Origin of the sequence: Lacunimicrobium album, from assembly GCF_052161635.1 — a bacterium.
In the GTDB taxonomy this organism is placed as follows: domain Bacteria; phylum Planctomycetota; class Planctomycetia; order Planctomycetales; family Planctomycetaceae; genus SXPC01.
Genome location: NZ_CP197413.1, coordinates 79,461 through 103,339 on the forward strand (window position 1 = coordinate 79,461; position 23,879 = coordinate 103,339).

The following is a 23,879-nucleotide window of genomic DNA, read 5'->3' on the forward strand; positions in this document are numbered from 1 at the left end:
CTCATGGGAGAAGAATGGTTTACAGGTCGGCGACTTCGGGGATGATGAACTCGCCGCGGCCTTTGCGGGCGACGAATTGGTTGGCGTCGTCGGCCTGGGTGCCGGTGAAGAGTTCGGTCTTGCTGTCGAAGGTCAGTTTTGGACCCAGGTGCATGGGGTTGGCTGCGACGTCGACGTTGTGACCCTTGAGGTGGGTCAGCATGCGGTCGAGGGAGTCGTTCCATTCGGCATCGCCCATGCCGGCGGATCGGATGTCGTCGACGCTGGCGGATTTGGCGAGTTGGTAGCTGATGTTGCCGGTGTGACAGAGAGCACTTGAGAGGTGACCTTCGACGAATGGGCAGTTGAGCATTGAGGAATCGTTCTTGATGACTGCTTCGACGAAGTTATCGACGTGGTTCTGCATCCCGCCGCCCTTGAATTCCTGGACCTTCTTCCAGTCTTTGTCGTAGAGGGCTGCTTTGCCGTAATTGCTATCCATGGCGATGACGCCTTCGGTGCCGTAGAAGATGTTGCCGATGCCGACGTCGTGATACTTATCGGATTCGAGATTCCGGGTTTCGAAGATAATGCGTTTGCCATCGGCGAACTGGAAGTCTTCAATCTGAGTGTTCGGCGTTGTCCCGGCGTCATCCCAGGCGTAGCGTTTGCCGAAGCTGACGATGGTCTGGGCGATGTCATTGACTCCCAGACCCCAGCGGGCGATGTCCATCTGGTGGATGCCCTGGTTGCCAGAATCGCCGTTGCCGCAGTTCCATTGCCAGTGCCAGTCGTAGTGGAACTTGGGGCGGGTCAGTTCGGTCATCTCAGCTGGGCCAGTCCAGATGTTGACGTCGACCGATTTCGGGTATTCATAGGTACCAGCGGGGCCGATGCCTTTGCGAGGCTTGTAGCAGAGGCCGCGGGCGAGTTTGACTTCGCCGAGTTTGCCGGACTTGATGTAGGCGACGGCGTCCTGCATGGCTTTGTGAGAACGTGACTGCGTTCCACACTGGCAGATGACCTTGTATTTCTCGATCGCCTGGACTGCGCGTCGGCCTTCGGCGATGTTGTGACTGACTGGTTTTTCGCAGTAGATGGCTTTGCCGGCTTGAGCAGCCCAGATGGTGGCCAGAGAGTGCCAGTGGTTGGGAGTTGCGATCGAGACGACATCAATGTTGGGATCTGCGAAGACTTCGCGAAGATCCTGGACAAACTTGGGTGCTTTGCCGGACTTCTCTTCGACTCGCTTGACTCCCTTTTTCATCCCGACTTCGGTATCGGTGTCGCAGATTGTCGTGATTTCGACATTCTCGTTCTTGAGGTAGCAGTCGATATGTTCCAGGCCGCGTGAGTTGACGCCGATGACAGCGACCCGCAGAACCGATTGTTTGTCAGCGGCGCGGGCGGATTTCTGATAGCCAACGGTTGCGAGGGCACCCGCGGCCAGAGCAGAGGTTTGGACGAAGTCGCGTCGTGAAATCGACATGGTGGGCTCCTCGGAGGATCGCGTAAAGTGTGGATGGGGGACGATTGATCGAAGAATGTTGATCTAACGTCGCAGCTTCAAATTACGCATTCTCTGGCGTGGACTCAAGTACGAAAGCGATTAGCGCCCACGGAAGCCTGCAAACTGATTGTAGATCGCCATCCGGTTTGGTTATTTTTCGCCGACTGCGATCTCTGTCCAAAGGTACTGGGCGCCAATCAGAACAGCGGTGCTGTCGTCGGGATGGGCATCGAGCAGGCGCTGAAGCTCAGCGTTGTCCTGAATGGGGGTCATGAAGAGGTCTTCGACTGTCTCAGACGGGAGTCCGGACATGAGGTACACATTCGCCCAATCGACAGCGTCGGCAAAGATCAGGGCGTGGCTGGCTTCCTGTCGGGCGGGGAGTTTGCGAAGGGTCTGGAAGCCCTCATAGGGCGTATCGTGTTGTCGCAGGAGTTCCAACTGGTCGGTCAGTGGGGCGTTCAGCTGGGTCACGAGGATGATTTTGCCTTCGCGCTGGACGAGCTTGCGGGCGTTCTTGAGGGCCTGTGCGACATGGGAAAAGGTCACGTCTTTTTCATCCAGATCGACGATCGCGATGACGGTTTCGACGCGTTCAGGGAGGCTGAAACGCCAGCCATCGTCCATTTGAGGACGCAAGGCGGCGAACGTCTGTTCGGTCTGTCCCGCGGTGATCTCAGTGACGCCGCCGACGGACGAGGGGATCGCCTGAATAGAGAACGGGGAGCCGATGAGCCAATCGACTTCGCTGGCGAGTTGGCGCCAGTGTCGATCGTCTTCGGGATTGAGTTCGTCGGTGCTCCAGGTCTGGTAGCGGGCGAGGGCCTGATCGTCGGAGAGCTCGGGGAAAATCAGGGTGGACGTGGTGCGGTAGCCGGTCTGCTGGTGATAGGTCATCAGGCCGCAGGAGATGACAAAATCGGCCTCAACGACGGGGCGAGCGAGGTAAACTCGCTGTCCATCGGCGGAACTGGCGAGGTAGGCGCAGTGGTCTTCTTCGATTTTTTTCCCCAGCTGCATGTGGCTGGTGAGGGAGATTTCCGGGTGGTTTTCTGTGATCTTCGAAGTGTGGCAGGGCAAGAGGCTGGTGCGGGACAGGACGGTGATGTCCTTGGCTTCGACGTGTGATTGTCGCAGGATATTGATGATTTCGTGGACGAAGAGATCCGCGTGGAGAAGCTCATCATCGATGACAATGCAGACGCGGTCACCTGGGACGACACAGCTGCGAAGTGCCGGGAAACCGGGGGGCTTTTCGAGGGCCAGTTTGATCTGCGCGGTCAGGTCCGTCAGAGGCGCAGGTGGAATATGAACGCCTTGAATCTGCTCAGGACGGAGTTGGAATTGGGCGGTCGCCGTGCTGCCAAGGGAGATGTTGAATGATCCGGAAGTCGTCACGAAACTGGGATTCCTGATGAGAGAGAGAGACCGATGAAAACCGCAATGATACGGAGACAGGCAAACGCGAACAAGGAGGAAGAGGAACCGCAGATAAACACAGTTGGACACAGATAAAAGAAGCGGAGAAATAGAAGTTTCCTGCTTGCGTCTTCTTCCTTCCCATCTGCGTTCACCTGTGTTTATCTGCGGTTCAATTCTCGTCTTCTGATCCGTGAGCATCCGCGTCTATCCGTGGTTGATTTCTCCATTCATGCAACTTCGACATATTCCTCAACGGCCCGAAATTGAAACGAACAGTCGTTCCGTGGTATGTTTAAGTCTATGAGGGCACCGTCCGAAGACTCCGAACTGGCAGACGAAACCGCTGAAATGACGTCAGCTGGCGATGGTCGTGAGTTGACGCCTGACGATTTGCTCATGATCCGCATTCAGGAAGGGGATCAAAAGGCATTTGATGAGCTGGTGCAAAGACACCAGAAACGCCTGTTCTACTTCTTCCTCGATAACCTGCGCGATCCTCATCTGGCTGAGGATCTGGCTCAGGAAACCTTGCTCAAAGTCTACAATCAGTCCTGGGATTACCTTCCGCTGGGGCGATTTACGAGCTGGATGTACCGGGTCGCTCGGAATCTGCTGATCGATGATTATCGCAAACGCTCGCATGATGCGCTGCTGCACTGCCGACGTCCGTCGGAAGACGATGGGGATAATTTTCTCGGGGGAGTTGCCGATGACCTGTCTTTGCCCGAGGAATATGCCCACAAAAGCGAAGAACAGAAAAAGATCCACCTGTTGATGCAACAGCTGCCCGATGATCAACGTCAGACCCTGACGCTGCATTACTTCGGGAATCTGAAGCTGCATGAGATCGCCGAACTCATGGAGGCGAACCTCGCGACGACCAAGAGTCGCCTGCGACTGGCCCGGGAAAAGTTGAAGTCTTTGCTGGAGAGGGAAGGACTCGATGGGAGCTGATGTCGGCTGCCTGCGTAGTTTTCCCTATCCTTTGAAATAATCGATTTTCGTTTCATCCAATTGGGCGAATGATACGTTCTCCCTGAATCCTGCCGATTAACGACGGATCGACGAGGCTGAATTTTGCCAGTCGATCCGGGAGTCTTTTTTATGACGTATTTCAGTCGCCTCACTGATATTGTGACGTGTCACTTGTCCTCCATTCTTCAACATGCCACTGATCCCAAAGCGGCTCTCGAGCAGATCCTGTTCGAAATGGAACAGGGGCTCGCCGGGGCGAAGCGGAGCGTGGCGACGGCTGCCCGGAATGTCGATCAGATTCGAAAGAATCGGACCGAACAGCAGAAAATGGCGGATCACTGGCTGGAGCAGACCAAAACTGCTGTCATGGAGAAAGACGACGAGAAGGCCAAGCAGATGCTTTTCCGTCGCAGGGAAGCAGAAGCGCTGGTTGCGGGGCTGGATCAACAGTTGCAGTCCGCAGTCGCGACTCATGAACATCTGCTGACGATGAGTAAAGCCCTTGAAGCACGGCGGAATGAGGCGATTCGCAAACAGGCGGAACTCATTGAGACCGGAGCTATTACGTCGAAACACACCAGTTCGACGGTTCTAAGAGCGATGACCGAGACGGTGGCTGATGAATCGAGTCTGGCTGAAATTGATGCAGAACTTGAGGCTATAAAGAAAGAATTGCTCGACAAGTAGGGAAGACAGTGATTCCCATTCGCGCTCATGGCCGATCCTGATAATATCCTGACGAAAGTCTGCCGCCGGATGGATCCGGAGGTTGGATTTCAGAGAATGCCGCGGGGTGTTTTCGCGTCTTAAAAGCTGACTGAATCATCAGTTAGGTCGCTGAAAGAAAAGCAAGGAAGCTGCCATGTCCGCCCTCGTGAAAGAGGACCGTCACGATATTGATCTTCGAGAAGGTTCGTCGCTCAGCTGGTACCACTACGCCCTTATGATCATTGCCCCGGTGGCAGCTCTTGTCTTTGTGTGGGAAGAGTACCTTGAAGACCGCTTTATCGCGCGGAACTTCGGTGTCGTCCAGGAAGGGGCGATTTTTCGCAGTGGGCAGATTTCGCCCTCGCTGATTGAAGACGTCCTGCTGGATAACAAAATCAAAGTCATCATCGACCTGAATGGTCTGGATGAAGGACGCATCGGCGAGTTTCAAAAGGCTGAGATTGCGACGGCCGATCGCCTGGGAGTCGAAGTGCATCGCTTTCCACTCAAGGGAGATGGAACGGGCAATGTCGAGCGTTATGCCGATGCGATTGAACTGATGCAGAAGTGTGTTCTTGATAAGAAACCTGTCCTGGTTCACTGTGCGGCTGGTGCACAGCGTACGGGGGGCGTGATTGCGAGTTATCGGATGCTCGTCGAAGGCAAATCCGCACACGATGCCTTGGAAGAGCTGTGTATTTATGAGTCTCGACGACATAAGAATGAGAAGGTCGTGGAGTACGTGAACGATCATGTCGACGAACTGGCGAAGATCCTTGCCGAACGCAAAGTGATTGCCGAAGTGCCAATTGAGTCGCCGGTGATGCTGCTGCGGTAAGCAAATCGCGTTGATAACAACAGACCAAGAAATGAAAAAGCCACTGGTGTTTCTCCAGTGGCTTTTTTTATTGCATCACTCGTACGTCAGTTCAAGCGTGACGGTCGAGGGTTGAGCTGACGTGAACCGGACCCAATACGCGGCGCTCAAGGCGTCTGGTAGCTGGATCTTGCCGCTGGCGTCTGACTTGACGGGTTCGCTGGTCCCATTCATCGTTAGTAGATGGCTGGAGGTCGCGGCTGAAAGTGTCAGTTCGCCGATACTGGTCCAGGTGCCATTGCCCTGGAAGTCGCATTCCACTGTCAATGTCGTTGGCTGAGACGATTCTGCTCGCAGGGATTTCTTGCCGTAACCGGTGACAAGGTAGGGATCGGACGTCTCGCCTGCGGCTACGGCTGACTTTGTCCATGGTCCCCCCTGCCCTTTCGGCGAACCGAAATGCCACAGGTCATCCACGCTGCCTAGCCAGACGGCTGCGTTGCCGTCGTCTGAGACGAGGACGTGAGGATCATTTTTTGCAGCGTCTGGCTGGATGCCTGTGAGCACCATCAGGCCACGCCAGGAGCAGTAATCATGGATGAAATGATCGTGTGTGCTGACTGGACGAATTTTCTGCATCCCGCCTGCGTTACGGGCAGGGAGTTCGAAGAAGGTTCCTGCGACCTGGAAGAGATCGCGTTCGGTACAGATCTCACGAGCGATCCGTTGGGAATTGACGGCTGTTGGATTCTTGAGAAACCAGGGATTACCGATCGGCAGGCGGTAGCGAAGTCCGTTGTCGTCGATGAAGAGAATGGAACTGCCATCGATCGTGAGGACATCCTTCTTTAACGCGACTTCGGACTCCATGAATGCGCTCTTTTCAGGATCGGTTTTCTTCTCAAATTTGAGGTCGGGGGTCAGTTCGTAGTAGCCAACGGGTGTTGAAACTCCAGCGTGTTGTTTTGTCGCGAGCATCTGCAGTCCAACAGTTTTTTTGCCAGCGCGAACAAGACCGCCGTTGAATTCTGCATCGGTTGGATCGGCGAGCGACTGTGTGAGAGTGGTCTCTTCCTGATAGGGAGCAGCGTTCGTGCGAAGTTCAAATGACGCGGTTGCGTTGACGTCTGATTGTGGGACTATGCGAAGCCATTCTGCGTTCTGCAGCTTGATCGAATGGAGTTCACCGCCGCCGGGTTGGATGGTCAATTCGCCGGTTGGTGTCCAACGATCATTCCCAGTCGCGTCGATTTCGACCTGGAACGTGACGGGCGATTTGGATTGATGGGCGATGTAGAGACTGGCGCTATCGAAGCCACCGACGTGCATCGGGTCGGATGGGGAATGGGCGGTCACCTCGTCATTGATCCAGACGGAGCCATGCCCGATCATGCCGCCGAAGTCATCGAGTTTTTCGGGAGGGAGAAACAGAAGATTTGATTGCGACTGCTCAGGCCCGGCGAGCTTGCCTTTGGCTTTACGAGTATTCAGAAACTCGTTTTTAGCGGAATCGTCGCAGCCGAGAACGACCATGTTGTTCCAGCGACAGAAGTCGCCGACGATCTTCAAATACGAACTGCGAGGACGAATGCCAGCCGTCTTTCCGGGCTGGAATTCACTGGGGAATTTCCAGAAGGCACCGTGCATGGTCATGAGAAGATCGTCTTCGCCGATGTCACGAATGCGTGGCCATTCGGTGTTCCAGCCATGGGCGCCGTCATAGCTGTGGCTGGCCTTGGTGAGACGATAGCGATGCCACTTCTCGCCATCCAGACACATCAGGATGAGGGAGCGATGATCCCAGCCCATCGCCCAGACAGGATTCTTGTCAGGGTGGAGGTTGCCGTGAATGCCATCGGGGGTGGTGACTTCCGTGAACTGGGTTCGCGAGACAATCTGCCATGCGCTGCTTTTGCCATCCCATTCAGCGAGGACGCCGGAGGGGATATCGGGACGCTCTTGAGCCAGCTTGCCGTGTTCTCCGTTGTTGGCATAAATCACGCGACCAAATCCAGAAGCGAGACCCTTGCCGTGGTAACCGGGAAGGTCGGAGTGACGCCCCGCCTTCACCGCTTCATCAGCGAAGAGCTCATTGACTTCCAGTGTCTTGACGTTGATTTCGTAGAGAGCTTCTTCCATCGATGCCGAGTAGACCAAGTTCGCCGGATCGGTCAGGTGGCGTGCATTCCCGGTCGGGCGACCAAACATGTTTTTATAGGGAATGACACGGACCTTGCCTGCGTTATCAATCACATACGGCCCGATGAAAAGCTGCTGCGATTCCTCGTGGATCATGCGGTTGGCCGGTGTCCCGCCGATGCTTTCGTGGCGGATCGTCTGCTTGAGGTCGGGGGTGATCTCGTAGAGTCGGTCATCGGAACCTTTCGGTTCGTGAGGAGCATAGGTCACGACCCACAGTTTACCGGCCCAAGGAACGACGGCTCCTGTGCCACATTCGCCCTGGTTGTTGAACATCGCCAGGTGAGGGTAGATGCCGCTGAAACTTCGTGGCGGGTCAGCGGCATTCGTACTGGCGGTCAGCGTCAGGGTTAATAGCAGGGCTACCGCTCGTCGCATGGGGAATATCATCAGCTTCTCCTCAAAGTTACCTGGAGAGTATCACAACGGGAGCTTATTTCTCTGGTCAGATTAACAACCAGGGGCTCTGTTTCTTTTGTCGGGATATCGACTTCGATACGAGACATTAGACAGAGTCGGGCCGACGATTGAAACCATTTCCTCCCCAGCCGGAGAGAACCAACGACAGGACGACGATTCATCATGAAAGAACGTCAGAGACAAAAAAAACGCTGTCGAGTTCCAGTCGAAGGCTCAAATCGAAACGCGCATCCAGACGAGGCGTTTGCGGTCTCCGGTCAGTTTCAATTCTTCGAGCATGGTCTCGATGTTTCGTTCTGGAATCTGACGCGGCAGATCGCGACGACCGATGCTGATGCGGACATGCTTCTCGAAGGAAACCAGCTCCGGGCTCAGCAGGACATCGATCTTCTCTGCTCCCGTCCGAATATTGACGACATCCTTATTCGGGCTGATCTGCGCGTACGTCTGCAGGGTTTTCCGGCTGTTGGCAGGCATGTTTGCCAGTCGCAGCCAGAAGAACTGATTCTCTGTCGGACGAGCCATCTGGACGTCAAAACTGCTCGGGTAATTCACACGACGATGTCTTGGCAGCCAGTCAAAAATCGATGGCATTTCCTCGAAGTAGAATTCGTGGCCACGGTTCTTGAACTCGGCATAAATGATGTCGTTGCCATGAGCCATCATGTGGTCGATGTGGAACATCTCGTTCATATCGATGGCAGAATCGATGCTCCCATTGACGAGGTACATGGGAACCGTCGGCTTGTTGTCACGATAATCCTTGATCACCGAGGGAAGCTTGGCCGTGAACGCGACACAGCCGGCAAATAAATCCGGATGCGACAGAGACATATCGATCGCAGCGGTCCCGCCGATATCATGTCCGGCGATAAAGACCCGTTCCTGATCGACACGAAAACGTCTCATGACGTCGCGCAGCGCACTGAGAATTCTCGCATGATATTGCTCTGGGGCGTTGTCGAGAGGATCTGAGGCTTTCAGATACTCAACAGACATCGTCAGATAGCCTCGCTCCATGGCGAGACCAGGGGAGGCAGAATGACCAGCCCAGAAACGCAGTTCGGTATCGGCCTGGGTGGAAGGATCATTCAGAGCGATGATCAGGGGATACTCCCGCTCGGAACGATATTCGAGAGGGATCTGGACGTGATAGCCGGTTCCCTCCGGGGATGTGTAAAAAGTCGACGAGGGACTCAAACCAAGCTGTGCCGGCCGTTCCAGAGGCATCATCGGGACCAGCTTTCCGAATGTCTCTGGGCCGACTCCTTCCAGACGCACGAGATCGGAAAGGTTGGCAGCCTGGATGTTCGGGTCGTCGCTGCGCAGGTAGTCGACCATCAGCTTGCGGGCCTTTGCCATGCTGACAGCCGTCGTCAGGCTTTCGATGGCGTTGTCAGAGCCGACCATCCATCCCGACAGCGCCAAAGCAAGTTTGGCATCGTCGGATGTGTTGGGGGTCAGCGCCGCTCGCAGGAAAGGTTTCATGCGGTCGAGTTCGTCATAGCCCAGGGACTCGAGGATCTCGCGTTCGCATTCCTTGAGCGTTTCGATTTCAGGATGTTTCTCCAGGCGAGAAATCAGCAGACGCAACTCGGCGTCGATCTGATCGACACTTTCGACGCCCTGTTCATAATCCGCCTTGATCTCCTGGACCTGGCGAGAGTTCGCGGCGTTGATGTCTTCCCTGGGGAAATCGTGGACTGCTTTGAAGGCAAGCTGATGCTGCCCCGCTTCTTTCCTGGACTTGATCTCGTTGAGGATTTTCTGGGCGAGCAGTTGTCTGGTGCGATCACGAAAGCTCGCGATCTGATCGGTGTTGTCCGGAAATTCCTTCGACATCCTCTCGAGTTCAGTCAGCGCCAGATCATGACGACCAAGTTCGAGAAGAAAGCTCACAAAGGTCAGACGTTGCGCGATGTCGTCTGGCTTGATTCTCTTACTGATAATTTGTAGCAAGTTGTCGAGCTTCAGCGACGATGTCGTGACGGCATAATCCCAGTTAAAATTCAACGCAGAGATTTTGACCTCGGTCGGCGAGATACTGGTGATCCCCTGAGTCACAACCACATTCTTATCTGCAAAAATCTGGATATTTCGTCGGCCGTATTCGGAAAATGGAGTTCCGGTCTGGTAGACGCCGACTTGTTGGATTTGTCGACCACCGGCGCGACCGGCCTGCTCGATCTCGAAAGTCGTATAAGGAGCAGGAGGCGGAGCGGCGACCCGATTTCGGATTTGACGGATGGGAACGAAGTAGCGTTTGATGTCGTTGTCGATTACACCCAGAGGATTGCTCGGAACATTTCCACTGCGATTTTTGGCAATCGCGGGCTGGGAAATCCCCGGGGCGTCCTGATACTTTCCGCTTAAAACGGTTCCGTTATTCAAGGTAATGTCATCAGCACGCAGCTGGGCGAGTGTCAGCGCAGCAGCACAGATGGTGATCGATAGAATTCGGAAGTAACGCGAATAAGAATACACGGCGTCAACAGCTCCCGGACGGGTGTCGCATTGAGTGGTTGGCAAACCGTGTATCTTACCCGAAAGATAGGACATGAGGTCAATTGCAGAATTCGGCGTTAGAACGCGTAGGTGACTTCTCCGCCTGATCCCAAACGAATAGGGACACGAATGATCGAGACACGCGACGTCAGGTTCGTCGCAACGTCTGGTTGTCAGCAGGTATATCGGTATCAACGGCTGAATCAGTCGCGGTCGTAAAGCATATTTCCGGCGGGCGTCTGATAGTTCGAGGCATTGATTTCACCATCGGTGACGTACCCGAGATTTTCCTTATTCATGCGATCTGCCTGCGGTTGGGACATATAGTTGTCGCCCGGCACCAGGACCAGGAAGTGTCGGGTTCTCGATTCAACGTGTCCATCGGCGAACGCGACGTTGGCTGCTTTCGTGTGTCGGAAATGGATCGTGGGGTTGTTGTCTTCCGGGTGATCGAGGTACCAGTTCTCCAGGAACTTCACATTGAAATCGACCTTGGCAGAATCAGCAAACGCGATCGTGGCTGTCGTCTGTGCGATGTCTGCAAATCGTCGCGTGACGGGAACTCGTGAGACAGACGCTGAATACGTTGGAGCAGGATAATCGTAGTTTATGCCAGGTCCCAGAGTCTTGCCGTTATAGGCATAACCGCTCGTCAGCTTCCCGAACGGGACGGCATCGACATGCTGTTCGGTCAGATCGGGGCATTGATAGGCCGCGCGGTTTGACTCCATAAAAGGAGCCAGAATTCCGTCTTCGAAGTCTACGATCCGCTCGTCAGGCGTGTCATTTGGAGTGGTGTCATAATTGACGGTTCCGAACCAGTAACGGATCGAACCCGCATCATAGACACCTTGATTGACGATCGCATTGATGCACTTGCGGTCATCAATTTTATATGGCATGAAGTGGTTGTACGTGTCGGCGTAATTGTGCAGCGCTAACGCCAACTGTTTGAGATTGTTCTGACACGAGGACCGACGTGCTGCTGCGCGGGCCTGTTGCACGGCGGGCAGTAACAAAGCCACAAGAACCGCGATAATCGCGATCACCACCAGCAGTTCAATCAACGTGAATCCACGACGCTCGTGGAAAGGTGAAGAGGCAGGAGCGCAATCTCCACCTGAAGAAGAAAAAGAGTTCATTCGACGTACCTTTCAGCCGTCACAGCGCAGACAATCACCGTGTTTGAATATCCGATGGTGACTTAACAACATTGCCGACAGGCAATATTGAACGCTGTGACACTCGTTCCAAAACGCTGTTTCGCGCAGCATTTCAAAACAACAGAACCACGGGCAGGTCTTCTGGCTTTCGGATCCTGCGAACGACTCTGCCTTCCGAACTTACAGTCCTGTTCCGGCTCAATTGGCGGCCGTTGGTTCTGCTTGTGCGTGGCATCAGGTGTGAGTCGTTGTCCCCGAATACAGCGGCGCGACCGCGACGGATTTTCACCGTCTTCCCTATTCTCCCACCAGGCAACAAGCCCGCGGGCACCCATGTCCGTTGAGGATGATATCCACTCCCTCTTTGTACCGCAATCGAGTCCTGATTCGTCCAGACCGATCAGCGGTCGTCAATTTGTTGTTGTACCTCTGGCGTCGCGCTCGATAACATAGAGAAAACCCTTCCAGCCGCTTCCCTCGATTTGAGGATCCCACCATGGCCACGCATCCTTCTCGCATTTCTCACTCTACTGTTGATCGACGCCAGTTTCTCAAGACCACTGCTGTGGCTGCTGGCGCAATGACGGCCTCTTCCATTCCGTCGCATCTTCTGTTCGTAGGCTGTCTGAGCCAGGTGCAGGAATCGCTTGGGTTCTTCGTAGCTGGAAGGCTGGCGACGAAGTTTCTTGCCAATGCCGAAATCCTGTTTGAGTTCGTAGACATCGATATCCGCAATCATCGGAGCCGCTTTTTCTTCCCAGGCTGATGGGTCTTGTTTGACCAGAGGTTCGAGATACTCGTCGCGGGCTTCGATCCATCGGGACTCGCCCTGGGCGTAGAGGGATTTCCCCTTTTCGAATTTCTGATCGGGAGTCAACTCGCCATAGAACGTGAAGTAATAGATCAGCCCGAGCGCAGCGATCAGCAGTGTCACCAGCACGTAGGTGTTTTCGAGAAGAACCCAGAATTCGCTCTTTGCCCTGCTTTGTTCGATCTGTGCCTTTAATAGATCGCGCATCAGCGTTCCGCCGACGGCATTCGGATCGCCCGATTCGGTGATCAGCGTCGCATCATCGACCGACGTGACATTACTAACGCGTGATTTTTTCTTGCCGCCAGCAGGGATTGTGTTCTTGCTCTCAGACAGATCGACCTTCGACGGGATCTCCTTGAGCCGCAACGACAACACAAACGCATCCGGAAACCGCTTCTCAGGGTCTTTTTCCAGGCATTGGCAGATGACCTGGTCCAGCCAGTGTGGGATGTCGGGTGCGATCGTCTTGGGGGCATCGAACTGGCCGAAGCGGTGTTTCTGAATGACATCCAGTGTCGTGTTCCCGGTAAACGGCGGGCGGCCTGTCACCATCGCATAGAGGACTGCTCCCAGCGAATACAGGTCCGACTTCTTGGTCGCACGGTGTCCCTGGGCCTGTTCCGGGGACATGTACTCTGCCGTCCCGATAATCCCTCCTGTGACCGTCAACTTCCCGGCTGCAAACATCTGTGCGACCCCGAAGTCCGTCAGCTTGACGAGATTGTCTTTGGTCACGAGCAGGTTCGAGGGCTTCAGATCGCGGTGCACAATCCCCGCATCATGGGCGGCTTTTAGCGCTGCACAAATCTGAATACCCATGTCGATCGCTTCGCGCCAGGGGATGCGTTTCTGATCGCGAATCACCTGAGTCAGCGTTTTCCCCTCGACGTACTCCATAGAATAGTAGTACGTCTCGTTATCATCGACTCCCGACTCGAACAGTTCGACTACGTGAGGGTTCTTCAGTTTCTGCATCGATTCGATCTCACGCTCGAATCGCGCGACGAACCCATCCTCACGCGCCAGTGAGGCCGGCAGCACCTTCACGGCGGCCAGTTCGCGGGAAACGATATGGCGTCCCAGGTAAACCGTTCCCATCCCCCCCGCGCCGATCTTTCCTTCGATCTGATACGGTCCAACGTTTTCGGGCAGCATGGAGATTCCTGATTCAGTTTGGCTAACGGACTTGCGAAGTGATCGGAGCACGTCAAAATGCCCCCTCCACCACGCAACTTGCACACAAGTTCTACCATCTCAAAACGTACCGGCCAGCAGGCTTGTAAACAAGGCAAGACGAAAGACAACCAATGTCCCCTCAAGAAGCGATCCTCCTCATCGCACACGGCTCACGTCGCAAAGAAGCCAATGACGACCTCAGAACGATGGCTGACCACCTCCGAAGTCGGCTCCCCGACACTCATATCGAAGTCGCCTATCTGGAGCTTACCGAGCCGACAATTCCCCAGGGAGCCCGCGCCTGTATCGAAGCCGGAGCAGCGAAAGTCTTCCTGCTCCCCTTTTTCCTTTCTCCGGGGATCCATGTCGTCCAGGATCTCGAAGAATTCCGCGAAGAGTTCCGCCAGCAGTGGCCCGAGCAGGAATTCGCGGTCTGCCCGCCGCTAGGTGTTCATCCGCATCTGGTCGAGATTTTGCTGACTCGACTGGCGGAAGCGAAAGGGATTCCGGCATAATAGGCCAGACCTTTGGCAAACCGTCGTGACCTGATAAAGAGCGTTCGGCTGCTCGCATGACGACAGCCGCATCGTGGATAAGAGTGGATAAGAATCGTCGACTCATGGAGATTTTTGAGGACCTGATAAAATTTGAAGTGAGTGTCAAACTTGCGCTGGAGATCTTCCTGCTGGGAAGCGGGCTGATCCTGATGGGCCTGGGCCGACGAACGGACGAACGTCTCACCGCTGTTGCTAATCTCGATCCCTCTCAAGCACTGATGCAGGTCGCGCAGAAAGGGCGTATCGGATTCGGATACCCGCAGGTTGGCGCGATCGCAGTCACTCTATGGGCTTGCCTGGTTCTGTTCGGAAAAAATATCACCGCGACCGGCGAGGCTGCTTCTGTTGAGATTGGATTTTCAACAATCCTCGGACTCATCACCGTCCTTACCAGCATCGCGATGCTGCAAAGCCGGTTCACGCTCGATGCGGTCATCTGGCTGCTCGCGGTCATGATTCTCGGCAGCATGGCGATGATGACGTCTCGAATCGGTGTTTCTCTCATCGCGATGTTCCATCTGCTGGTTGTCACCATCGGCTGGGCGAGTTCCACGGTTTCTTCACTCGCCTTATGGGGCGTCACTCCCCTCAATCGCATGGTTCGTCCGCTGATCGGTGAGCAGATCATGATGGCGATGATGACCGCGATTCTCGGAGTGATTGTCTGTGAAGTCATTGTCTCACATCGTGGCTGGACCATGCCCGCGGAGGCTGTTTTCCTGACGCGTGCAGGTCTGGTCCTCATGACGCTCGGAGGCTGGGCCACGATTGCACAGGGGATTTTTACGCGGTCACTCCTCGGCATGATTCTGATGGTTCAGGGAACCCTCTTCATTGTCTGGTCAGTGCCAGGGCTGGGGCGGTGGGAACTCCTCGGCATCACGTTCGGCATCGATCTGGCGGCTGGTCTATTGTTGTGGTGGACCTATCAATCGGAGTTCGGACATCGCGAGACTCAGGAACTCGCGATCGAGCGTCAACGCCTGCTGCAGATTTTCACACAGACATTGACCGATGCAGACCAGTCAGGCTCAGGACGATCCGAAAGAGAGGCAACGGATGGCTTTGCTGTCGCAGGTCGCTAGTGAAACGCTGATACAGACCGTTCCTGTGTGGGGCTTCTGGGTGATCGCGCTCCTCGTCTGTGGGCATGCCGTCTGGGTTGGACTGTGCGCCATTTTCGGCATCCGCTGGCCCGGAATTCTCAGCACGTCGATCTGCTGCCTGCTGACATGGGCGGGACTGGCATTGCTATGGAATCAGGCCCCTCTCGACGAAGTCGTTTCGTCCCAACCGACGATCACCTGGCTGTCTATCGGCAGTCCTGCCGAGTTGAAGATCGCCATCTGTTTTCACGCTGATCGGTTAGCGAGCGGGATTCTGCTCTGGTTGTTGCCAATGATCGCGATGGCATGGATCGGAGTGCGACGTCCATCAGATTCGCGCGTGACGGGCATACTCGCGGCGGTCAGTCTGATGCTGATTTTTCTCTTGGCTTTTGCGGGCGATGCCTGGGTCTTCCTGGTCGTCTGGATGCTCATGGCCGTTCTTTCCGGCGGACTTCTGTGGATAAATGAATCGAAGCCGCGACCGCGCGATCTCATGAAATTCATGATCCCCATGCTCATCACGGATCTGGGGATGCTGCTGGCGATCTCAGTAATCGGCTCGGGACTGTCTTCGACAAAACTCGCAGTCACTCTCCATCGAGACAGCCTGAGGACAATTTTCCAGGACAATCCCGCAGCACTCGATACGGCTGCACTTGGCATTTGGCTGGCGGTGTGTGGTCGACTCCTGCTCCCGCTGGTCAGCTTGGGGAACGATCTGATGCGCGGACGTGGCGCGACGACCCTTGCGCTATTCCATTTGTTGTTCGGTGTCGGTCCTGCCTGCCTGCTGCTGTTGAAACTTCACCATGTCATCTGGAATGCGACGATCATTGATTCGCTGATCCTGATGACATTAGTGATTGGTGCATTGTCTGCATTCATTGCTGCCTGTTCCAACCAACGGGACACATCGTTGGGATGGTCGTTCTCCTGGGTGGGGAGTCAGGTGATTGCAGGGATGATGTCCGGCGTGAAAACTGGTCTCACCTCGGGAATGTTTGTCTTCGCCAATTGGATGACGCTCCTGCTGGTGACTTCCTGGTATTTCAGGACGATTCCGAATCGACAGACGATGACCTATTTGCCGACCTGGGCGATCCTGATCCTCGCTGCCTTATCCGTGTGTGGACCGATGGGCTTGCTGCACGAATTTTCTTCCCATGGCTTTCTCGGGCCTGTCATCGTCATCATTCTCGGGCAAGGACTCGCGATTTTTGCATGGACCAAGAGTCTGCTCGCGATTCCGCTTCCGTCAGCAATGACAAGTCAGCTCACACCTCGTTTCAGTGTCACGATACAACTCTTGACGATTGCCTGGGCCATGGGCATCGGGTTGATTATTCATCAGCGCGCCTGGTGGTCGAGTCCCGATGGGCTGCGATTATTGACAGAAGCATTCGGCTGGCACGGTCTCGTCGGCGCCTATCAGCAGGCTGGTGTCTATTCTCCCTGGGGCCTGGTTTCTGCCATCGTCGGGGTGATGGGAATCATTATTGGGGTTTTGGTCTGCCGAGTTCCTAAACTTCGCTCCTGGTCAGAACGGCTTGCCGATTCGTCGCTGATCTTGATGGGGCGTCAGGCCTTTTATTCGTCGGAAGCATTCTTCGGAGTCTCCCTTTTTGTTCGAGGGGCTGCTCAGCTCACACGCATGTTCGACTGGATCGTTGCTGGTTTTTTAACCGGACGTACGCCGCAGAAACTGACCATCAACATTCAACAGGAATTGAGCCTGTTAACGACTCATCCCATTCCCTGGATGATCATGATCTGGATGTTCGCGACGACAATCATGCTGGTCATTTTTCTGCAGTCAAACTAGAGTGAACAAAACCAATCTGTGTGGCAGGTCGCTTTTCCGGGGCTTTCCCCTGTGTTAACTAGAAAAGAGCAATCAGTCGGGTGCCGAGCGTGATCGTCAATTCTCTGGCGATGCTGATGGTTCTAATACCATCGTTTGGTTGCGCGCTCATGCTTGTCTGGAGCCTCTTCGGCGTTCATCTGACCGCCTGGATCTGGCGTGCCACAACGACAGTGATGCTGATCGCAGCCTGCCTGGGCATGGTCCTGATGTGGCCTGAAAGGCCCTCGACGACAGCGGTTCTCAGCGATCTCCAGCTTTATTCGGAATTGACCTGGGTCAACGCGCAGTCTGTCCGAATGGCAGGTCCTGGCGTGATCGTCCAGCTGATGCTCGATCGCCAGCGCATCCCGATGGTGCTCGCGAGCAGCTTGCTGTTTTTCTGCCTGTCGTGGTCACGCCGGTTTCGATTCCTGGACACCACACGACTTCGCTCCTGGTTGTCACGTATCATGATGCTCGCTGCGATGCAGTTGACGATGAACGTCTTCCTGCTGGCCGATGACATCGTCTCTTTGTTTTCCTCATTGATGCTGATGGTCCTTCTCTCCTGTGGCCTGCTCTCCTCCTGGGGCGAAGCAGAACGTCGCAGGGACTCCATCGAAGTTCTGGGCAACTGGATGACCAGCGCTATCTTTGCAGGCCTGGCGATGCTGCTGATTGCCGGTGGACTGGCGAGTATTTCCTCCATGCAGGGGACGCAGACTGGTCCCATCGACTTCACTCTTTCCGATCTGCTGTTACGCATGAAACGGGCTCCGCTGGCCGATCCCATGCTCGCCAATGCCTTCAGTCAGACCCGCCCTCTGGCGTTCCTGGCGATGTTGATCAGTCTGTCGATCTGGAGCGGCCTGTTTCCGTTCCATCGCTGGCTGATCACTCTGTATCGCCAGCTTCCCCTGGAACTCTTTGGACTGATGACTCTCTGGCTGTCCGCGGGCCTTATTCTTCTTGTGACTCGCATTGCCCTGCCCTTTGTCGGCGAGACCGTCGTTACGGCGGGAGCAATCTGGATCCTGTTGAGCATTTTGAGCATCTTCTATCTCTCGCTGGTAGCCCTCGCTCAAACGGAGCTTCGAAGACTGCTGGCCGTCAGTATTGTTCGCGATCTCCTCTTAATTCTCACAGGACTGCTCACGCTTCGCGAACTTGGAACGCAGGCAAGCTGGCTGCTGGCCATTCAGCTAACGATGTGGGTCACCTACCTCGCGACGCTGTTAATCTCGCTGAATCAGAAATTCAACGAACTCGACAGCGCGTGTTTCGGCGGTCTTTCGACGACATCTCCTCAATGGTCAAAGCTGTGGCTGGCCGGTGTATCTCTGGGCTATGGCGTTCCCTTATTGGGAATGTTCCCGTCCCGAGCGTTGATCTTCCTGTCTCTGAGCCGGATTCAAGTCAGCGGGATTCTCTGGATGTTGTTTCTGTTTGTTGCCTCCGAATTGCTCATGAGCTGGGCCTGGTGGCGAATCGCCGCCGGGATGCTCTGGGGAGATCCTCGCCTGCCAGTCGCGACAGGTCCCGTCTTCGATCAACTGCCCGGAAGCATCGCCAAGAAGTCATCAACGATCAGACCAACGCCCGCGACCTCCTCGATCCTCACAACTTCGATCGCGGGCCTGGCGTTTCTCATCACTGCCACTGCACCCGGTTTGTTACTCACCTACTGGAGCACTGCCAGCGTGTCGCAGGAGACCCACTCCGACCAGCCGCTTGAACCGGATCTTGAAGAAAAGGCCCCGCCGCGGAACGTCAAACCCGCGCAACGCCCGGAGGGTCGTTCATGATCGACTCCGCGATGACAGTCACCGTCGTCCTTCTGCTGGCGAGCCTGATTGTCGGCTTGTTGAGCCGTCGAAATTCCAAGCTCGCGATGGCTGCCACCGCCTGTGGCCTGATCATCGCTGCCGTCTTTGCATTTGTCAGTGATACGGGAGTGACGGCGCTCGATCAGTCACTTCGCCCCGGACAAGCCATCAGCTGGGCGTCTCAGCGCTGGCTGGTCGGAAAGGGGGTTGCCATCTCCTGTGCCTTGCTGTTGTTCGCTGCGGAGCTGCATCGACATCTCCGCTGGACGATGCTGGCGCAACTGGCTGGTCTGGTTCTAGTTTGTGGCGGGACCTCTCCTCTCGTTGTTCTAGCCGCTTTGCAACTCGTCGTTGCGTTATCACTGCGACCGCAGACTCCGCGCCAGTCAGCATCGAGCGACCCTCGCTGGGGCCTGTGGACAGGTCTGTGGATGACGGTGGGATTTGTCCTACTGATGAATGAGTCCCCATCAACGAGTACCGAATCCTCACAACTGACCACGCTCGCCACAGTCCTCGTCATCGGCACATCACTCGCTCAGTTGCCGCTTTCCATCTGGCGACGTTCTCAGAGGCAGGACAGCAGCGTCTCGACATTCACGGATTTTCCGGTTCATGTCGCTGTCGCCGTCTTCCTCTGGCGTTTGACATCATTCCCTCAAGACCTCGGGTTGACGATCGATACCACGACGGCTCAAAGCCTGCTGATTGTCACATCGATGATCTCGCTGCTTCTGAGCGTTGTCATGAGTTATCGTACAAAAAGCCTCAGCGACTGGGCTAACCTCGCATGGTTGGTCGGCTGGGGGCCGATGCTGGCGTTGATGAGTTTGTCTCTCCTTCAGAGTGAGCAATCGGCCGTCTGGACGTCACTGCGGAGCTGGCCGGATGCCGCCTCGATTGTCATGGGCTGGATCGTCTGGTTGTCTTTAGGGGGCTCTCTGCTTCTTTTCCTGGAACGCGAGTATCTGATCGCCTGGAAACATCGCGCCAGTACGTCTTTGCCGAATGAGACTTCTCATGAGCACGTTGATCGTGACATCATTGCAGGCTGGGGAAGACAACGCCCGATTCTCGGCGTCAGCCTGACCGTCCTGGCATTCTCGTTAGCTGGTGCGCCGTTCACATGGGGCTTCTGGCAGCTGATCGTCACCATCGAAAGCTTGACCACTGTCCGTATCCAAACCAGCCTGACGGGCTTCATTGATCCTGTCGTTGTTTATCAGTTCATCGTTCTTCTCTGGGGATGTGCCCTCGCCGCCTTCTGGAAACAGACCTACGGATGGCTGGTCTGTCTCTGGGCTGACCCCGTCAAAGCCAGCCCCGCGCGCGAGCAAACGCAGATTCGGAGCTTGACCTGTGGCGGACTGGCGATGACGATGTTATTAATCGGACTGGTTCCCGGTCCTATGTTACGCCTGCTCGTTCGCTGCCAGGACCGCAGCGATACCGTTGCAGAAAAACAACCGTCTTCGCACCATCCTCAGCCGGTCCAACTCGCCCATCAACTGTCCGAATCGACGCCGCGGCATGAATAGCTTAACCCTCTACTTCTGCCCCTACTGCACCGGCTGGACGATCCTCAATCACAGTGTCTGTCGAGACTGCCTCAGACACGTCGAACTCTCACAGCCCGACCCGACTCCCGAGTCGATTCACCAACTGGTCGGCGACAATCTCAGAGACCTCGGCGTGCTGGTCTACGAACGACAGGATCTCCCCAGAATCTGCCACGTCTACGCCACCTCGCGCGGGCTGCTCTTCTCGCCACAGATTCGCAAGATGGGTCAGAAGTACATCCTCGCTGACGAGCGGACTCTAGCCTGCTGGCTGGGATCTTTACGACGAAGCCTCCAGTCACGTCAGGGGCAGGAAGTCGAACCCGTCACGATTGACGCCGTCGACCTATTGCTGGAGACTCCCGGCGCGTTGTTCGTGGCCTTCGATACCATTGGCGAGGTCGTCTGGTCTTCCCGAGACTGCACGATCCGCATGGCGCGTCGGAGAGAAATCATCCTCAAACCACACCGTCGACGAGATGGCACACTCGTCCGACTCAAAGACGAGCTCAACAGCATCGTCGTCGCAGGAACCTGATCCCACATGACAAAACTGAGTTCATCCGCAGAACGCCTCGATCACCTGCTCGCCGATCAGGTTTCATCGCTGGCAAAAATGACCTTGAGCGACCGCATCGCGCAGGACTTCATCGCGACCAAGGTCACCATCCATCCGGTCCTGATCAAATCCGAGCCGCTGTGGCAGTGGTCCTGGCAGGAAGGACGCCAGCAAAGACACGAGAATCTCAACTGGAACACGACCGCCCGGCAGATCAGCCGACTTTTGGGCACAACATTCCGTCAGGCAGTCATTGTCTCCTCGCGCAGCGAGACTCACATCACCGCCTCCAAACCCGATGGCTGGAAATTCAAAGAGCGCCTCCTGGAGTCTTCCGGTTCCGATATCCCGACGACTCCGGTCAGCCACAACCGGACGAAAGCCTACCTGATTCCCGAAGGCCAACCCTGCCCGTTCCTTGAAGCCATCGGCGTCATGACCCCCGAAGGGAAAGTCCGTGCCAGTCAGTATCACAAGTTTCGTCAGATCAATCGCTTCCTGGAAATGATCGACGATGTCTCCGAACATCTGACCCCGGGAAAAGATGGCAGCTTGAAGGTCGTCGATTACGGCAGCGGCAAGAGTTATCTCACCTTTGCCATGCAGCATTACTTCCAGGCAAAAGGAATCGCTGCGCAATTGACCGCAATCGATGTCCGCAGTGACGTCGTCGAGACCTGTCGACGCATCGCAGAAGGACTGGCGATCGACAACATCGATTTTCGCGTCGGAGCCATCGCCGAGTTCCAGGAAGGAGAGCCGATTGACTTGGCGGTCGCCCTCCATGCCTGTGACACCGCGACCGATGATGCCCTCAAACTGGCTGTCTCCAGACAAGCCCGCGTCATCCTTGCTGTCCCCTGCTGCCAGCACGAAGTCCGACCGATGCTTTCGGGAGACCTTTTAGCGCCGATGTGGAAGCATGGCATCCTGAAGGAACAGTTCGCATCACTGCTGACCGATACGCTCAGATCGATCGCCCTGGAACGCGACGGCTACCATGTCCAGATCATGGAGTTCATCGATCTGGAGCACACTCACAAGAACCTGCTGATCCGAGCCGTCAAACGTGACTCGGTCGATCCACGTCAGCATGAGCGACTGACGGAGCAGATGAATTCACTGACCGAGTTCTTTGGGCTGTCGATGGCCAGCTGTCACCTGAACAATGGAGCTGATTAGTTGCCGCGCTAACCATTTGGGTTAAATAAATTGAGCATGTCAGCAATTGTGCGATGAGACTCAATCGAGTGACGCAGCGGCTGATTCGGACGAATGCTGTACTGGTTCTGTCGCCCGACCTTCGTGCGTTCAATAATGCCCGCATCCTCAAGTTCAGCAATGATCCGCTGGACTGCTCGTTCGGTGATCCCGACTTCCTGAGCCACGTCGCGCAAAATCATATTCGGATTGCGGTGCAGCAACACCAGAACGTGCGAATGGTTCGTCAAGAATGTCCAGCGCGCCCCCGTAGCCGAAGCATCGGAGGAGTTGTCACGGGATTGAGTGGCGAGAGAGTTATTGTCGGGCATCGTTTTTGAATTGTCAGGGAAAGTGAGGTCTTTGGCGAAGTCAATGTTCCGAAAGACAAATGAAGACGAGCGCAGATCGATCAATCGGTGCGGTTTCAAACTGCATTATAGACAGACAACGAAACTTGCTACCAGAGAGACTCGCCTTTCTATACGCAGACGAGGCCAGAAGTTATGGAAATATTCGTATCGTCAAGTAATTGACGAATCACATTTCCGGATTCGCTCAGCCGATCAATGGCAGGCCGAGCAGTCTATAGCGTGAAGACGCCGGACACACGGGGATTCTCTGCCCCGACCTCGTTGATCTTCAATCCAAACTTCTCACCAATCTTGACGGCTTCCCCTTTGGCATACAGCTGATTATTGACGTAAAGATCGAGCAGATCTTCACAGCTTTTGGGAAAGGTGATCAAACCTCCCGGACCAATATTCACCAGTTGGCCAAGGGTAATCCGCTTTTCAGCCAGACGGACGCTGACAGGGACCGACAGCGGCATCAGGCGTTTGATCCGGTCGGTCTTGCGAGGTGCTGAATTGGCTGGCGGAGTGAATTGGGCAAAATCCGCCACCGCCGCCGGTGCCGGAGCAGTCTCTCCGCGGACCGGGAAAATGAGCTGGATCTGCGCAACAGGACTTCCCTGATCCAACACGTCGACCGGAATCCAGAACCCGTCATCGTGAGGATCAGCCGCCTGCATGGCGAGCATCAAATTAGCATGTGGAGTCGTCGAATAGCCACCCCCCTGGAGATCCTGGGGAATGATGAGCGAGGCCCATTCCATGCCCAGCGTATCGAGTCTCGAAGTCTGGGAGGCGTTCGGGGCAACGTACCAAGTTGGCAGTGGCAGTGATTCCGGAATCAGCACCTGCAGCCAGGACTCCTGCATTTCCAGGAGGACACTTAACCCCGCCTCTGACAATGTCGAGGCACCGAGCGCATCGGACCAGGGTTTGGCTTCGCCGGGGCTTAACTCGAGCTGTGTTTCAAAACAGCGATTGAAACACTCGACGATCGCCTCGAGGTTCTCGCTGAGAGTTTGCTGAATTGAGACAGGACTGATCTGGGAGCTCATCATGAAGCGGGCCAGACGGGAAATGCGGAGAGGGTGCGAAAAGGACGTCACGTCTTACATCGGACATCCCCGCTAACGGATTGAGCAGGATCACTACAATCGAAAAAGTTTACCTAAACTCGCGTACTGG

Annotated in this window: 18 protein-coding genes and 1 riboswitch; of the genes, 10 read left to right on the forward strand and 8 right to left on the reverse strand. The window is 55.4% G+C overall.

Features of this window, described 5'->3' with window-relative positions; all coding sequences use genetic code 11:
- Positions 1-19: 19 nt before the first annotated feature.
- Both SH248x_RS00340 and SH248x_RS00345 read right to left on the reverse strand, forming a co-directional pair.
- The gene (locus SH248x_RS00340; protein ID WP_459556518.1) at positions 20-1,468 is read right to left on the reverse strand and encodes a Gfo/Idh/MocA family oxidoreductase; all 1,449 of its coding nucleotides are present in this window, start codon (positions 1,466-1,468) and stop codon (positions 20-22) included.
- Positions 1,469-1,639: 171 nt separating this feature from the next.
- Complete coding sequence (locus SH248x_RS00345; protein ID WP_459556519.1) at positions 1,640-2,887, reverse strand: nickel-dependent lactate racemase family protein; 1,248 nt, start codon at positions 2,885-2,887, stop codon at positions 1,640-1,642.
- 312 nt (positions 2,888-3,199) lie between these two features.
- On the opposite strand from SH248x_RS00345, the gene SH248x_RS00350 reads away from it, so the two are divergent.
- The 3 genes from SH248x_RS00350 (at position 3,200) to SH248x_RS00360 (ending at position 5,432) form a co-directional block, all read left to right on the forward strand.
- Positions 3,200-3,865 (forward strand): sigma-70 family RNA polymerase sigma factor, encoded by a 666-nt coding sequence (locus SH248x_RS00350; protein WP_459556520.1) that lies wholly within the window; start codon positions 3,200-3,202, stop codon positions 3,863-3,865.
- Positions 3,866-4,015: 150 nt separating this feature from the next.
- Positions 4,016-4,573, forward strand: a complete 558-nt coding sequence (locus SH248x_RS00355) for a PspA/IM30 family protein (protein ID WP_459556521.1) — start codon at positions 4,016-4,018, stop codon at positions 4,571-4,573.
- Between the two features lie 175 nt (positions 4,574-4,748).
- Entirely contained in the window at positions 4,749-5,432 is a 684-nt protein-coding gene (locus SH248x_RS00360) for a protein-tyrosine phosphatase family protein (RefSeq protein WP_459556522.1), read from the forward strand.
- Positions 5,433-5,507: 75 nt separating this feature from the next.
- Here SH248x_RS00360 and SH248x_RS00365 read toward each other — a convergent pair whose 3' ends face one another.
- From SH248x_RS00365 to SH248x_RS00380, 4 genes are all read right to left on the reverse strand, one after another.
- Positions 5,508-7,988, reverse strand: coding sequence for a hypothetical protein (locus tag SH248x_RS00365; RefSeq protein WP_459556523.1), 2,481 nt, complete (start codon positions 7,986-7,988; stop codon positions 5,508-5,510).
- A gap of 255 nt (positions 7,989-8,243) precedes the next feature.
- Complete coding sequence (locus SH248x_RS00370; protein WP_459556524.1) at positions 8,244-10,514, reverse strand: hypothetical protein; 2,271 nt, start codon at positions 10,512-10,514, stop codon at positions 8,244-8,246.
- Between the two features lie 224 nt (positions 10,515-10,738).
- Positions 10,739-11,677: a DUF1559 family PulG-like putative transporter gene (locus SH248x_RS00375; protein WP_459556525.1), complete on the reverse strand. Its 939-nt coding sequence runs from the start codon at positions 11,675-11,677 to the stop codon at positions 10,739-10,741.
- Positions 11,678-11,812: 135 nt separating this feature from the next.
- Positions 11,813-12,048, reverse strand: a riboswitch (cobalamin riboswitch).
- 50 nt (positions 12,049-12,098) lie between these two features.
- A complete protein-coding gene (locus tag SH248x_RS00380) occupies positions 12,099-13,667 on the reverse strand; it encodes a serine/threonine protein kinase (protein ID WP_459556526.1) in 1,569 nt (522 codons plus the stop codon).
- 152 nt (positions 13,668-13,819) lie between these two features.
- On the opposite strand from SH248x_RS00380, the gene SH248x_RS00385 reads away from it, so the two are divergent.
- The 7 genes from SH248x_RS00385 to SH248x_RS00415 all read left to right on the forward strand — a co-directional run bounded on the left by SH248x_RS00385 (position 13,820) and on the right by SH248x_RS00415 (position 22,323).
- Positions 13,820-14,203: a sirohydrochlorin chelatase gene (locus SH248x_RS00385; RefSeq protein ID WP_459556527.1), complete on the forward strand. Its 384-nt coding sequence runs from the start codon at positions 13,820-13,822 to the stop codon at positions 14,201-14,203.
- Between the two features lie 104 nt (positions 14,204-14,307).
- Entirely contained in the window at positions 14,308-15,330 is a 1,023-nt protein-coding gene (locus SH248x_RS00390; protein WP_459556528.1) for a hypothetical protein, read from the forward strand.
- Positions 15,305-17,176 (forward strand): hypothetical protein, encoded by a 1,872-nt coding sequence (locus SH248x_RS00395; RefSeq protein ID WP_459556529.1) that lies wholly within the window; start codon positions 15,305-15,307, stop codon positions 17,174-17,176. The genes SH248x_RS00390 and SH248x_RS00395 overlap by 26 nt, the downstream gene beginning before the upstream one ends.
- Positions 17,177-17,256: 80 nt before the next feature.
- A complete protein-coding gene (locus SH248x_RS00400) occupies positions 17,257-19,002 on the forward strand; it encodes a proton-conducting transporter transmembrane domain-containing protein (protein WP_459556530.1) in 1,746 nt (581 codons plus the stop codon).
- Positions 18,999-20,561: a hypothetical protein gene (locus SH248x_RS00405; protein ID WP_459556531.1), complete on the forward strand. Its 1,563-nt coding sequence runs from the start codon at positions 18,999-19,001 to the stop codon at positions 20,559-20,561. Before SH248x_RS00400 ends, SH248x_RS00405 begins: the two co-directional genes overlap by 4 nt.
- Positions 20,554-21,120 carry a hypothetical protein gene (locus tag SH248x_RS00410; protein ID WP_459556532.1) on the forward strand — a complete coding sequence of 189 codons (567 nt, stop codon included), beginning with the start codon at positions 20,554-20,556 and terminating at the stop codon, positions 21,118-21,120. Before SH248x_RS00405 ends, SH248x_RS00410 begins: the two co-directional genes overlap by 8 nt.
- A gap of 6 nt (positions 21,121-21,126) precedes the next feature.
- Positions 21,127-22,323: a class I SAM-dependent methyltransferase gene (locus SH248x_RS00415; RefSeq protein ID WP_459556533.1), complete on the forward strand. Its 1,197-nt coding sequence runs from the start codon at positions 21,127-21,129 to the stop codon at positions 22,321-22,323.
- Between the two features lie 8 nt (positions 22,324-22,331).
- On the opposite strand, the gene SH248x_RS00420 is transcribed toward SH248x_RS00415, so the two are convergent.
- Positions 22,332-22,592, reverse strand: coding sequence for a helix-turn-helix transcriptional regulator (locus tag SH248x_RS00420; protein ID WP_459556534.1), 261 nt, complete (start codon positions 22,590-22,592; stop codon positions 22,332-22,334).
- A 335-nt stretch (positions 22,593-22,927) separates the two neighbouring features.
- Positions 22,928-23,752 (reverse strand): FliM/FliN family flagellar motor switch protein, encoded by an 825-nt coding sequence (locus tag SH248x_RS00425; RefSeq protein WP_459556535.1) that lies wholly within the window; start codon positions 23,750-23,752, stop codon positions 22,928-22,930.
- Positions 23,753-23,879 lie beyond the last annotated feature (127 nt).